Raw genomic sequence first — 13,858 nt, forward strand, 5'->3', positions numbered from 1 at the left:
GAGATTATATAAAGAATATGGATATGATAAAGATTTTATTGCTTATTAATTTTATACTTTTTTTTCTGGATGTCATCAATATTGCAGTACAAAATAGTAAAAGAACTATATCTTCTGAAAATGACTTTTTTACCTTATAGAGATGATATCCGATTGTATGCCAGCATTGTGAGATCTTTTTATTCACGTTTGTCATCGTAAAATTTCAACTACTCTATTCATCACATCTGGTCACCAGGTTTATGAAAAAAAAGATCATCTACTGCTTTATTACTGTTATTTCAATCATCATATAGAATGTCTCGTATTAAAAACAAATTTTAATAATTTTATAATTTTTCACCATATGTTGAATAAATAACATTAATTCACAAGCTATTTAATGTTAATTTTAATAATTAAAAACAGGTTTTATTATCATGATAATAAATAAAAAAAGCAAAAATGATAGATATCTACTATATGTTTTCATTTCCAGGCCTACTAACTTTGCACTCAAGATAATACCGGTATCCATCGGTTGAAAAAAACACAATAACCTACCATTCTAAACAAGCCCGGAGGCTTGTTCAAGATTTGTAATCATATAAATGGAAAAATGAAAAAAATATTAATTTTTACAGGTGTAATCTTATGCACCTCACATGCATTCGGACAGGTTGGTATCAATTCCGAAACTCCACATCCGTCAAGTATTCTCACGGTGGCTCCCACCAATTTAAAAGGCCAGTATAAAGGAACCCTTTTCAGTCCAATGACCACAAACCAGATCAACAGCATATCCAAACCCGCCAATGGTTTATTAGCTTATGATACTGAAAAAAAATGTCTGAAAGTGAATAAGGGTAATTCTACTCAACCTCAATGGGTATGTATTAATATCAAATAATAAAAAAGAAGAATATCTTATTAAATATCAGCTAACTACAATTAAATAATACAAAAATGAAAAAAAATAAATTAAATGCTGTAGTATTACTAATAGCAGGTGTAATTATGGCAAAAGGACAAGTTGGAATAGGTACTTCAAGCCCGGATCCTTCTGCTAATTTACATGTAGCTCCCAGAAACAGTTCGAACCAAAACAAAGGAACATTACTGGGAACCATGACTACTCAAAATAGAAATTCTATTGCTCAGCCGGCAACAGGTCTGATGATATACAATACTACTGATAATTGTTTGCAGATTAACAACGGTACGCCGGCTAGTCCTAAGTGGGAATGTCTCAGTGAGCAGCCTGAAGCTTTTGGATCTATGAACTTCGGACGTTATAAACCTTTTTATTGGGGAATGACCAGCGGTACAATTCCTGCCAGTCAAAGTGGTGTGCCTCCATATAGCCCTACCAACACTCGACTTTATGGGGCCTATACAGCAAATGGGAATTTTGCCTCAAATGATATCTTTAGAGTTGATGTAGCCAGAATAAATGGAGACTCCTATGCACCGATTCTATATAATATTTCAGGAGAGGCCATTAATATCAATTATAATACCGTTACCTACGGTAATCCAACATTTCGAACTAATGTCCTTCTTAATGATAAGCAAGGTTCATTAGTAGATGGTAATTTTACGACTTATTTTGTAGAAGCACAGAATATATATGTAACGTTGAATTACCCAGATAAGTGGACACAAAGAAAATTTCTGATAGGATTTAATGTCTTTAAAGAAGATTATTCGAGTACCATTTCTTCAGGAGGAAATGGTTCCGGAAAAATAAATCAATCCATGATCAGTTATATTTTTGAATTTAAGTAATAGGGATTTGAATTCCTCATCACAAAAAAACACAATCTATATATATTTATTTGATTACAAGCCCGTATTGGCTTGTAATCAAATAAAAACGAAAAGGACTATATAGAATTACACCACTCATTATCAAATAGTTAAACTACTAGGTATTTAATAATTAAAATCAAGAATAATGGATTTTAAAAATATACATATCGGTCAGCTCATTCAGAAAAGAGTATTGGAATGTGAAATTGATATTGTTCGTATCTGTAATTTTCTTAAATACTCAGATGAGGAAGTCGATACCATGTATACATTAAAAAGTCTTGATTCTGAACTCCTGTTAAGATGGAGTAAACTCTTAGAATATGATTTTTTCAGGATCTACAATCAACATTTGATTTTATACGCTCCGCAAATATCAAGAAATCAATCTCAGGTAAAAAAAGAATCTGAATTGCCGAAATTCAGAAAAAATATTTATACCAAAGAAATTATTGATTTCATTGTAAACCTTATAGAAAGCGGAGAAAAAACCAGAGCGCAGGTTATTGAAGAATACAGAATTCCGAAAACCACATTATACAAGTGGCTTGAAAAATACAAATCATAAGAATATATCATCATACAATACAAAAAAAATCATGGAAAGTATAGGACCCGATTATGTGAAGATTTTTTCAGATATCATTACGAAAAAATTTCCGGAAAAAATTTCCGATTGCAGGAACTATCTGAGAAAGGAAAGGTTATCTTCATTAGAAGTTATCACTCTTAACCGTATTATATTTCATGATGGCGACACACATAATGAATACAAATCCTATGATTATGAAAGCATTGCCAAAATATTGGAATATCAAAGAAAAAATAAGATGACTAACATAGCCACTGCATCAGCATTTAAACTCAGCCGGAATACTTTGGCGGCCTGGAAAAAGATGCATCAATAAAAGCAGTAAAGGAATTTTACAAATAGCAGATCATTATTCATCAGTATGAAATATAACCTTACTGAAAATAAGATACATGGCTATGCTATTCAAACTTAATCTACAATTAAAATTATAAAACACTGCATCGGTATATTTTTTATTCATTCTATCATAGTGTTGTGACCTAATTTCTTTATATCATATTGTTTGAGATACCGATGCTTTGTTTTATTTAAGACATTAAATAGGACGAAAGACATACATACAACAGAAAACTAACAAAAAACAGTGAATGATGTGAAAAATAAATTATTAACAGGATTCCTCATTGGTTTGATCCTTACTGCAGTTTTACTCCTTATTGCCTTTATCTCTAAACTGTAACAAGAGCAACCCCATATGATGAATATCCTTTTCAGGAAAGACCTTTCATCCTGAGGCTACTGGATTTGCATTGCATAGAAGCATTGCCAAATTGAGATTTCAAAAATTCTAAAAAATAAAGACAGCAGTCCCTTTTATTATTGGGTAAGGCCTTCATTCAGGTTTCGGACATATCTATTTTCTTATTATTCTAAAAAAAATTACAATGAAAAAAATTTTAACTATTATTATAACAATAGGCACAATAATGATATTCGGACAGGAGTCATGTGCCTTTGACCAGGTTCAGCAGGAACTGGAAAGGAAAAATCCGGAAATCCGGAAAGCAAGAGAAGATGCAGAAGCCCGTCTCATGCAGACGAACGTAAAGGAGTATCTTAATAAAATTGGGGCCACCTCTAAAAACGGACTGTATACCGGGACAGTTTATGAAATTCCTGTCGTGGTACATGTTATAGAATCTTCAAGTCCGTCCAATGCTTTTCTTACACGTACCGATACCCAGATCCAGGAATGGATAGAAAACTGTAACAAGATGTTTGCAACCACCTATGGTAATGGCTATTATACAGAAGGGCCGGGAATTGATGACGGAAATGTTATTCCCTTTAAACTGGTGCTGGCCAAAAGAACCCCGCAATGCAGTACCACTAACGGAATTATAAGATATAACGGAAGCACCCTTCCAGGATATGATTCAGCTGGTATGAAAGAAAACGGTACCAATGGGCCTAGTGAAAGCCAAATAAAAAGTATGGCTCCCCATTGGCCTGAAAACTCTTATTTCAATATATATATTGTTATCGCCTTTGATGGAGATAAAAGTACTGGCGGCCTTTTAGGCTGGGCTGGTGTTCCTGCAAATCCTAATTCTGCCTATGACAGTTTTATGAAAGCAGCCGGCACTAATAATCCATATGTTCTAGCCCATGAATTTGGGCATGCAATAGGTCTTGATCATGTCTTCGCCGGAACCTCTGCTATTTCGTCTTCCCCACAGGCATCCCATTGCCCGGATAATTCTAACTGTACTACCAGCAATGACAAGGTATGTGATACAGAGCCTACCGCTAATCTATTATATGTTTCGCCATTTCCTTCCAATACAACCATGAATCCTTGTACAGGATCTCCTTATCAGGGCACTCAGTATAATTTCATGAATTATACTTCCCGTCCGAGAAAATTTACTACGGGGCAGAGAGAACGGGGTATTGCTATGTTTATGCAGTACCGGTCTAATCTGACAAGATCTTTGGCAGGAACGGCTATTTCTTCAGCTTCTCCTGTACCTACATTAACGGCTTCTTCCTGCAATCCTACCGGCATAACTAATCCGTCAAATCAAGGTATGGGACCAAGGCGAGTTCAACTCGGCAGCATAAATAATGCATCAGATGCATTTTGGACGTATTCTAATGGACATTATTATGCAGATTACAGTTTACAAAACTGCTTTAGAAGAGAAGTTTTTACCGATATCAGCGTTGATTTCAATGAGCTAAAGGTAAGTTTCGGAGGCAACCCACAATATATAATGGCGTGGATTGATTATAATAATAATGGCAGTTTTGAAGCTTCAGAATTGATTGGAGCTTCACCTAACAGGCTCAATTCCAGCCAGTCACCTTATGTGATTAATTTTACACCTCCTGCTTCAGCAGTAAAAGACACGTATCTGAGGATGAGAGTGATCGCGGACAGAGATCAGAAAACACCCTGCGAAAACTTAACGAATGGTCAAACGGAAGATTATTCAGTACGAATTCCAGGGGCTACCTTAAATACTATTGACATTAATAGACTTCCCCAAGCAGTTCATTATTCGCAAGAGACTAATTCGTTGATTCTTGTCAATAGTGGATCTAAAAAATTTGGCAGCTACGAAATTTATGATATCAGTGGAAAAATGATTCAAAAAGGAAAGTCTGAAACCAGCGAAATTACATTGAACTTCTATCATAAAGGAACTTATGTTTTAACATTTATAGAAAACGGTCAGAAAGTTTCTAAAAAGTTCATCCAATAAATCAGGCCGGCAAACAGAACGGAAAAGAAAGACCTATCCTGCTAAATTAAAAAAAACACATTATTATATATTTTATCAGATTACAGGACTTCAGCAAGTTCTGTAATCTGCATAATAAAAAGACTTTGCAAATAATAAAATCTAAGTATGAAAAATAAAAAATTTTATTTCAATAAAAAATATCATTTCTATGATAAGGATCAAAATATTCTGCTGCGGGAAGATCAGCTGGTTGGAAAAAAAATGGATGATCTGGATTTCTTTTTCAGCGATTATCAAGTACAAAAAATACATACCAAAGAGTGTGTTTTTGTTTTGAGAAAATCATTTTTCGGACTATTTAAATTGAAATTATATCTATATCTTGATGAAGATACAGTGTATGATTATGATATTAAACCATAATATAACATCGGTATCATATTTCTTGAACTTGTCTACACTTTTTATTATAATCACAAATCGAAGATTTGACATTATCAAAAAGTCACAAAGTTTATTGAACACTTAAGATTAAATAAAGTTTTGAAAGTAAGCTCACTAAAGCTCACGTAAGTTTTTAAAAATCAAAGATTTTTTGCTTACGTGTACTTTTTATTTTCAATCAGTTTAAACTTAAATAAACTAAAGTGTTTATAGATTTTCACTCAGCTTTTGTGACTCAATTTTTAATTAGTTTAAGCAGGCGCTTATTATAGTACTTATGTTTAAATTCATTTATCATTTTAATTAAATATGCCGGCACTTTCCAACTCAATTTCCAATTTAAGAGTTGTCAGAATTTGAATTAGTGACCACTAAATACTTACATCTGCCTATAGATTTTTTTTTTTTCGATACTGAATAAAACTTTTGAGGGCCTACTCTGCTTTGGAAGAGTCTCAAAAAATAATAAGTTTTAGCAATGCTTCATTCCGGCTAAAAAAATAAATTACATAAATCTCTTATTATTTACAAAAACCCACATCAAGAAATTATATATAGCAAAAATAATTAACTTAATTAAGTAATTGTTGGTATAATTTTCATAATAAAAAGTAGACTTATATTAATTAGCGGAAATATTATGAAAAAAAAGATCAATCCGATAGATGAACAGCAATTTTACGATTTCTTTGCGAAGAACAGTGATCTTCCTGAAAATTATTATGACTTTTTTAAGGATTCAATTAATAATGCAAAAAGCTTCTCTATAGGTCCCTATTTCTGGTTCATTACCAACAATACAAAAATGAGAACAGAAAGAATTAGTGAAAACATTGAGCAATTTACCCCTTACAGCAAGGAAGAATGGATCAATTCAGATACTGGTTTTTTCATAAATCTTTTTCATCCAAATGACAGACATCATATCATGGCCGCATTTGTATTCTCTGCAACTTTACGTTTACAGCGTCTAAGAGAGGGAAAAACCAAAATAAGATTCAATTATTATGGCAGAATGATAGACCGGAATGGAGGGTATCGTTGGATATTATTGCAATCACCTCTTCAAATTATTAATAACTATGAAATAAAAGCATCTTTGGTAGTCATTTATGACCTTTCTCATTTCATTATTCAAAACCAGCCGTTACTTTCCATAATAGATTTTACTGATAATGAAGTACAATATTTCAAGCATATTGATCAGGATCTGCATAAAATAAACACGGAAAAGCCGAATATAACAAATCGTGAGAAAGACATCTTAAAGCTTATGGCACAAGGCTTCAACAGTCCTAAAATTGCAGAAAAACTTTTTATCTCTTATAGTACGGTGGAAAACCATAAAAGTAATCTTAGAAAAAAAACAAACACTAAAACTTCAGCAGAATTGATTGCTTATACTATGAATCACAGTTTACTTGTACTTTAAATAAAAAGAATATAATATAGGATGTCCATAAAAAATTTATGATATACAATGAAGGATAAACTTCCCAAGTTTCAAAAGAGTTTCTTGCGAATTGAAAGATTTGTTTTTTAATAAAACCAGCAATTTCCAGATAATCTAGCAAGAATTTTAATAACAATATCGAAGATAACTTTTTGAACCTACCACGTCACTGTAAGCGTTCTAAAAAATAATAGACTTTTACAAATTGTTCAATCCCACTAAAAAGCTTCAAGCTCCTTTTATCATTCACAAAAACGGGCATCAAGAAATTGTGTGTCAGTAAAATCTATTACCTCTGTAGACGCTGGTATAATTTTCGCAATAAAAAATTAGATTTATTTTAATTATTCGGAATATTATGGAGAAAAATATTAACCCAATGGATGAAAAGCAGTTTAATGACTATTTCAATAAAAAAGATGGCCAGCTGCCTGCCAATTATTTCGATTTTTTTAAGGACTCGATTGAAAGTGCTAAAAAGTTTTCTGTAGGACCTTTCTTTTGGTTTATTGTCAATGGGACCAACATGGAAATAGAACGAACCAGTGAAAATATTGAACAATTTACTCCTTTTAGCAAAGAAGAATGGATGGGCTCAAGTACTGAATTTTTTATTAACCTATTTCATCCTCAAGACAGAGAATACGTAATGGCAGCATTTGTATTTTCTGCCAATGTCCGTTTGCAGTTTCTTAGAGAGGGAAAAACAGATGTAGGGTTTAATCATTACGGCAGAATGATTACCCGGAATGGAGATTATCGCTGGATATTACTTCAGTCACCCTTTCAAATTATTCATAACTACGAAATAAAAGCATCTATAGTTGTTATTTATGATCTTTCCCATTTCATTATTCAAAACCTGCCCCTTCTTTCCATAATAGATTTTAGCGATAATGAAGTCCAGTATTTTAAGCATGTTGATCAGCAATTACATCCAATAGACACAGAAAAGCCAAATATAACAAATCGTGAGAAAGACATCTTAAAGCTTATGGCCCAAGGTCTCAACAGTCCGGAAATTGCAGAAAAGCTTTTTATCTCTTATAATACGGTGGAGAATCATAAAAGTAACCTTAGAAAAAAAACAAATACTAAAACTTCGGCAGAACTTATTGCTTATACTATGAATCACAGCTTGCTTATCCTTTAAATAAAAAGAATATCAATAGAGGACAGCTTAAAAAAGATCATGATATGCAATGAAAGCCAACTTCCTGTGAATTGAAAGATTTGCATTTTAAAATAAATATCATAATACCTTTCTCTGAAATTCTCAACAAAGGCTTCTGAAATTATAACTCTGTACAATGTTACTTATGAAAATTGATTTTTCAAGGCTTTATTTATGTTAAATTGTATGTCACTACATTCAGTGCAATATGATTAAATCAGGACCTTAAAAACCATGCTCAAAACCTTCCGTAATTCCCCTAAAATACTTATATTTGAGTTTATCTTTCCTGATGTTTCCAATCAGGATTTGCCTTATACATTATGTAAGGGATCATCGATTTTCGAATCATTCAGCATGCTCCCCAAATATAAAATAAATGCAACAAATTATAAACGAAAAAAAAGTCTCAAAACCCTCTTTTTCAGAAGCTGTACAGTTTTGGTTCATCCTGGGGTGGATCAGCTTTGGAGGAACTACCGGTCATATTACGATTATGCATTCCTTTTTAGTTGATAAGAAAAAATGGATCAGTACCAGCAAATTCTATCACGCCCTCAATGCCTGTATGGTCTTACCCGGCCCGGAAGCTCATCAGCTGGCAATCTATATTGGCTGGAAGCTCCATGGTCTAAAAGGCGGCATAATAGCTGGTTTATTCTTTATCTTACCCTCAATGTGTATTTTACTGGGACTAAGCTTAATATATGCACTCTACGGAAATACACCGCTGTTAACATCTGTATTTAATGGATTAAAACCCGCCGTGCTGGCTATCATTTTATTTGCAACATGGAAAGTAAGTCAAAAATCCCTCCTTACTCCCCTGCATTTTTTCGCCGCATCGATGGCTTTTTTATTGTCGTATTTTATTCATATTTCAATGCCTTATATCTTATTTGGCATTATCATCTTAGGAATTACTGTCAACCTGATTTTTCCCAAACTTCTAATTCCTAAAGCCAGAAATAAAGAAAACGAGGATCTCATTCATGAAGATGTATACTTTGTGAATTCCAATCAAAGCAGTTCTGAAACATCGGTAAAGAAAATCATGCTACAGCTGCTGGTGTTTGCAGCCTTGTGGCTAGCTCCGTTTTTATATGTATCTAATTTCTTAATTGATCCGATATTTTGGCAAAACTCATCTCTATTATTTACCAAAGCTGCTTTCTTAACAATTGGCGGTTCCTATACGGTTATCCCCTATGCTGCCAACCTGGTAACCAATAAATTGATGTGGCTGACTAAGACGCAGATGATAGATGGTTTTGCTCTCGCGGAAACTACACCGGGTCCCCTGGTTATTGTATTGTCCTACATTGGCTTCATGGCTGGCTACAACCATTTTGGGGGTTCTTTGGTAATGGGCTCTATCGGATTGCTTATCGCTTCTTATTTTACTTTTTTGCCCAATTTTATTCTGATTTTTATGGGAGCTCCTTTGATCGAAAAAACGCAGGAAAACAAAATGATACAGACTGTGTTATCATTAATAACGGCAGCAGTGGTGGGTGTTATTGTCAACCTGGCATTTTATCTGGGTGAGGAAATTTTATTCAACGGCCAGGCAATCTCTGTAGCAGCTGTAAACTGGATTTCATTGCTCTGGGTAATTATTTCAGTGGTCCTGCTTTACCGGTATAAACTTCATATGATCTATCTTATTCTGATCAGTTTATTGTTTGGTGTATTGAAATATCTTTTGCATTTCGCATAAATATAATAACCATATTAATTGCGAAATTATGGTTAGGTAAGGCCTGTTTAGCAAAGAAGCCATAGACTTTATTGTAGCTGTGACCGCTCACAAAAGAAAGCCGCTCTATTCCCTACTCTGCTACCGTCGTAATAAAGAAATTACCTTATCACCCAGAATTCAACATATGCCTCATATTATTTAACAGTACTCTTCGCCTTTTCAGATTCCATTAAGTGGTGTTCTAACGTCGGAAGGGTTTTGGTAGCAAAAGATTTCAATGATGTTTCCTTACCCTCAGCGCCTTCTTTTTTAAATTCTTCAATATCTTTTTTGTGATCGGTAACCATCAGATCAGTATACATACGGTCAAAGTCCACTCCTTTTTTTGCTTTCAGGTCGTCATATTTTTTTTGCTTTTCAGCATCCAAACCCGTTGGCAGTGTATAGCCTGCTGTTGATGCCCATTTTTTGAGCTCATCATTGGCCTTAGTATGATCCTTGACCATCATCTCTCCCAAGGTTTTTACCGCAGCACCGGAAGCATTGGTTGCTGCCAGCTGCCCCATCATCACTTCCATCAGTCCTCCTTTTGCAGCAGCATCAGCAAATTTTTTATCCTGATCGCTCAGAGAATTTGCAGACGGGGAATTAGTGGTTTTTGCAGAGTCGTTAACGGTCATTGAGGAATCGGAAGGAGCAGATACAGACATGCTGTCTGCAGGCTGGCTTACCGTTGTTGTTTCATTTTTTTTGCAGGCTATAAAAGCAAAGACTGCAAAAATTGTTAAAGCAGAATTTTTCATATTAATAAATTTTAAATGGTGATCACTCAATCAATTAACAGATTAGATTTAAAATACTTATGATTTAATTACATCCTAAAAATTCCTTATTCCAATTTCATTAATGGCTATAAATAAGACAGTCTAACACTTAAGTAATTCGGGTTGTATCTGCTAAATAAGAATTACAAAAATAAATTTTAACTCACTAAGAAATTATGATCTCAATCATATACGCCTTATGCTATAGGCAGCGTTATTTCGTGACAGTTTATATTTAATCCCAAATGCATAATTTGTAAAAAGAAAAGTTTGTAAAAATATTCCTGAAAATATTTGCAGATATCATTTAAATACTTACTTTTGTACCGCTTCAAAAAGGGGGATTGGCGCAGTTGGCTAGCGCGTTTGACTGGCAGTCAAAAGGTCACGGGTTCGAATCCCGTATTCTCCACAAAGGACAAATGCAAACCTGCTGATAATCAGTGGGTTTTTGTTTTTACTAGACTTTTTTGTCCCACATTTTCCCTACATTTTATATATAACAAAGATAGTGATTTCTTACTTCAGTACCACATTTAGTAAATTTTTAGGCTCAAAACTGACTGTTATATCTCTCGAAAAATCTCCAAACTAAAAATATTTTATCTTTTCCAGATAAATAAAGATAAGTCCAATTTCAAAAAGAGGGGGCATTACCAAAATCAAAACAAAAGGAGGGGCTTGTTGTTCATATAGGTAGTTAAACTATATATAAAAAAGTTGGTTAAGGTATTAAAATGGGACTTCACATTCTGGATAAATCCAAAGTTCCCTTAATGTCGTTTTAGACATCATAATAATTAGAACTATAGATTTGACATCACGTTTCTAATCAATCGTAGTTCTACTACACTTTTTAAAATTTAACAGAAAACATTATATCTGGCATGATATTTTATCTATCTTTAGTGATATAATATCAAAAACACACAGATATATAATGAAAAAAAATGTCTCAAATTCTGAGAGGATTTCTGAGAACCATATAGCAGGTATTAACCGTGTGGTTAAGCTTGATGTTGTGGTTAATGGAAAACCTATCAGGCACTTTAAACACTTCCGTTTACAGCAAAGTGCCAGAAAACACCACTGCTTTGAGCTTACTTTAGCACATGACTCTCTTGATGAAGTACAGAGCCATAATTTAGAACATGTACAACAATTTCTGGGAAAACGTCTGACAGTTACTTTTAAATATAAAGATGCTGAAAACGAAAGCCCCGAAAGAACGTTTGTTGGTGTAGTTACAAAAGTGGCATTCAGTCAGGAAAAAATGAGCCTAGGCAATATTGTACTCAAAGGCTACAGTCCAACTATATTAATGGACTCTGCACCCCATACTCAAAGTTTCGGAGGTAATCAGACTGTAAACACCTCTATCATTGCTGACAACATTATTAAAGAGACATTGGGAACAACTCAATTTGATTTTAGGATAGATGCCCAGAATAAAAGCTACATTAATTATAGTGCTCAATATTGTGAAACTCATTACAACTACCTGACAAGACTGGCAGAAGCCTACGGAGAACAGTTTTACTATGATGGTGAAGTACTACACTTTGGAAAGCTTCCCCCTCATGAAAAGCCTATCCAACTTATTTATGGTAGTAACGTTAACGATGTACAGGTAGAGTTAAAAGCAGTACATACAAAACCAGAATACTTTGGTTACAACAGCAGTAGTCATGCTAAAATGAATGGTTCTGATAATGCTATAAAGCATTTAGGAGACTTATCTCAAAAAGCCTATGAGCTGAATAACAATATTTTTAAAACCCGTTCATTGACTCCCACCCCTATTAATGCCAATATGTTTTTGGATGTGGATGATTCCCAAAAAAGTGCAAGAGGAAGTAAGGCAGTAGAAGTTTTTACTGTATCTGGAAGTACAACAGTTCCTTTTTTATTCATAGGTTGTGTGGCAGATATAGACATGAGAAAACAGGACAGTAACCAGACCTCTCACTTTACAACTTTGATGATTACAGAAGCTAATCACGAAGTTGATGCCAGAGGCTATTACACTGGAAGCTTTGAAGCTATAGCAGAGGGAACAGGTTTTATGCCTAGACCTGAATTTATAATGCCTAAAGCAGAACCACAGGTAGCAACAGTTATATCCAATGTTGACCCTTTAAACCAAGGAAGAATACAGGTGCAATTTGACTGGCAACTAAATGATACCACCCATTTCATAAGGATGATGAGTCCCGATGCTGGGGGAACAGATGCCATAAGCCAGAACAGGGGATTTGTGGCTGTTCCAGAAATCGGAGACCAAGTGATGATAGGTTTTGAATATCACAATCCAGATTTTCCTTTTGCTATGGGTGGCATGTTTCATGGAGGTGTAGGATTGGGAGGTGGTACGGATAACCGTGTAAAATCCTTACAGACAAGAAGTGGACATAGACTAGTGTTTACTGAGGATGAAAGCATTTTACTGACAGACAAAAGTGGCAATGAATTGAGATTTGATACAGAGGGAAGTAACATTAATATTACTGCACCTGAAACCATTACAATAAAATCAAAGAACCTGAAATTTGATATTGAAGAGAATATTGAAACAAAGGCAGGAAAGAATATGGATACCAATGTTGGGCAGAACATCAAGATTATTGCAAGACAAGAAATCAGCCAAGACAGTGGGAAGAAAACTATTATTTCTGCTGGAACCAATACTGAAATATCAGCAAAAGCACATCTAGACCTTTATGGAAAAGAAAAATTCATAGGTTACACGGATGGACAGACTGAGTTTGGAGCAAAAGAGAGAATGCATGTGTATGGTGCTAACTCATTATTGACGGCTAAAGACAAGATTGAGTACAAAGCTCCACAAATGAATAAACTTCCTCAAAATGGTGAGTTTGATTACACGAAAGAAAAGCAAATTGTAACAATGTACTGGGCTCATGGAGAAGATAATACACCATTAATGGATGAATCCAGATTTTTTGTTGATATGAATTTGATGGTACAAACAAGAAATTATGAAGAGGGAGAAAGTATTGATGTTACTATAAAATCAGATGATGGTGAACCAATTGCAGTAGGCTTAACTGAATTAAATTTATCAGGAGCAGTAGACAAAGATGGAATAGCAGTTTTTAGAGAGCCTTTGAAAGGATATACATTGGATTTAGAGCAAGAAGATGAAGAAGTAGAAAATTTATAAA

Annotated in this window: 11 protein-coding genes and 1 tRNA gene; 11 read left to right on the forward strand and 1 reads right to left on the reverse strand. The window is 34.1% G+C overall.

Annotated elements, in window-relative coordinates; genetic code table 11:
- Positions 1 to 598: 598 nt before the first annotated feature.
- The 9 genes from LQV47_RS10365 to chrA all read left to right on the forward strand — a co-directional run bounded on the left by LQV47_RS10365 (position 599) and on the right by chrA (position 9,867).
- Positions 599 to 889 carry a hypothetical protein gene (locus LQV47_RS10365; RefSeq protein ID WP_230036575.1) on the forward strand — a complete coding sequence of 97 codons (291 nt, stop codon included), beginning with the start codon at positions 599 to 601 and terminating at the stop codon, positions 887 to 889.
- Positions 890 to 945: 56 nt separating this feature from the next.
- A complete protein-coding gene (locus tag LQV47_RS10370) occupies positions 946 to 1,767 on the forward strand; it encodes a hypothetical protein (protein ID WP_230036577.1) in 822 nt (273 codons plus the stop codon).
- A gap of 169 nt (positions 1,768 to 1,936) precedes the next feature.
- A complete protein-coding gene (locus LQV47_RS10375) occupies positions 1,937 to 2,359 on the forward strand; it encodes a helix-turn-helix domain-containing protein (protein WP_230036579.1) in 423 nt (140 codons plus the stop codon).
- Between the two features lie 31 nt (positions 2,360 to 2,390).
- Positions 2,391 to 2,699, forward strand: coding sequence for a helix-turn-helix domain-containing protein (locus tag LQV47_RS10380; protein WP_230036581.1), 309 nt, complete (start codon positions 2,391 to 2,393; stop codon positions 2,697 to 2,699).
- Positions 2,700 to 3,270: 571 nt separating this feature from the next.
- Entirely contained in the window at positions 3,271 to 5,094 is a 1,824-nt protein-coding gene (locus tag LQV47_RS10385) for a zinc-dependent metalloprotease (RefSeq protein ID WP_230036583.1), read from the forward strand.
- Positions 5,095 to 5,241: 147 nt separating this feature from the next.
- Complete coding sequence (locus tag LQV47_RS10390) at positions 5,242 to 5,499, forward strand: hypothetical protein (protein WP_230036585.1); 258 nt, start codon at positions 5,242 to 5,244, stop codon at positions 5,497 to 5,499.
- 661 nt (positions 5,500 to 6,160) lie between these two features.
- The gene (locus LQV47_RS10395) at positions 6,161 to 6,952 is read left to right on the forward strand and encodes a LuxR C-terminal-related transcriptional regulator (protein WP_230036587.1); all 792 of its coding nucleotides are present in this window, start codon (positions 6,161 to 6,163) and stop codon (positions 6,950 to 6,952) included.
- Between the two features lie 379 nt (positions 6,953 to 7,331).
- Entirely contained in the window at positions 7,332 to 8,126 is a 795-nt protein-coding gene (locus LQV47_RS10400) for a LuxR C-terminal-related transcriptional regulator (RefSeq protein ID WP_230036589.1), read from the forward strand.
- Between the two features lie 400 nt (positions 8,127 to 8,526).
- Positions 8,527 to 9,867, forward strand: coding sequence for a chromate efflux transporter (gene chrA / locus LQV47_RS10405; protein WP_230036591.1), 1,341 nt, complete (start codon positions 8,527 to 8,529; stop codon positions 9,865 to 9,867).
- Between the two features lie 176 nt (positions 9,868 to 10,043).
- Here the strand turns inward: chrA and LQV47_RS10410 are convergent, their stop codons facing one another.
- Positions 10,044 to 10,652, reverse strand: a complete 609-nt coding sequence (locus LQV47_RS10410) for a DUF4142 domain-containing protein (protein ID WP_230036593.1) — start codon at positions 10,650 to 10,652, stop codon at positions 10,044 to 10,046.
- Positions 10,653 to 11,011: 359 nt separating this feature from the next.
- On the opposite strand from LQV47_RS10410, the gene LQV47_RS10415 reads away from it, so the two are divergent.
- Positions 11,012 to 11,085, forward strand: a tRNA-Ala gene (locus LQV47_RS10415).
- A 528-nt stretch (positions 11,086 to 11,613) separates the two neighbouring features.
- Positions 11,614 to 13,857: a phage baseplate assembly protein V gene (locus LQV47_RS10420; protein ID WP_230036595.1), complete on the forward strand. Its 2,244-nt coding sequence runs from the start codon at positions 11,614 to 11,616 to the stop codon at positions 13,855 to 13,857.
- Position 13,858: the final 1 nt, after the last annotated feature.

The organism is Chryseobacterium sp. Bi04 (assembly GCF_918698085.1).
Lineage (GTDB): Bacteria > Bacteroidota > Bacteroidia > Flavobacteriales > Weeksellaceae > Chryseobacterium.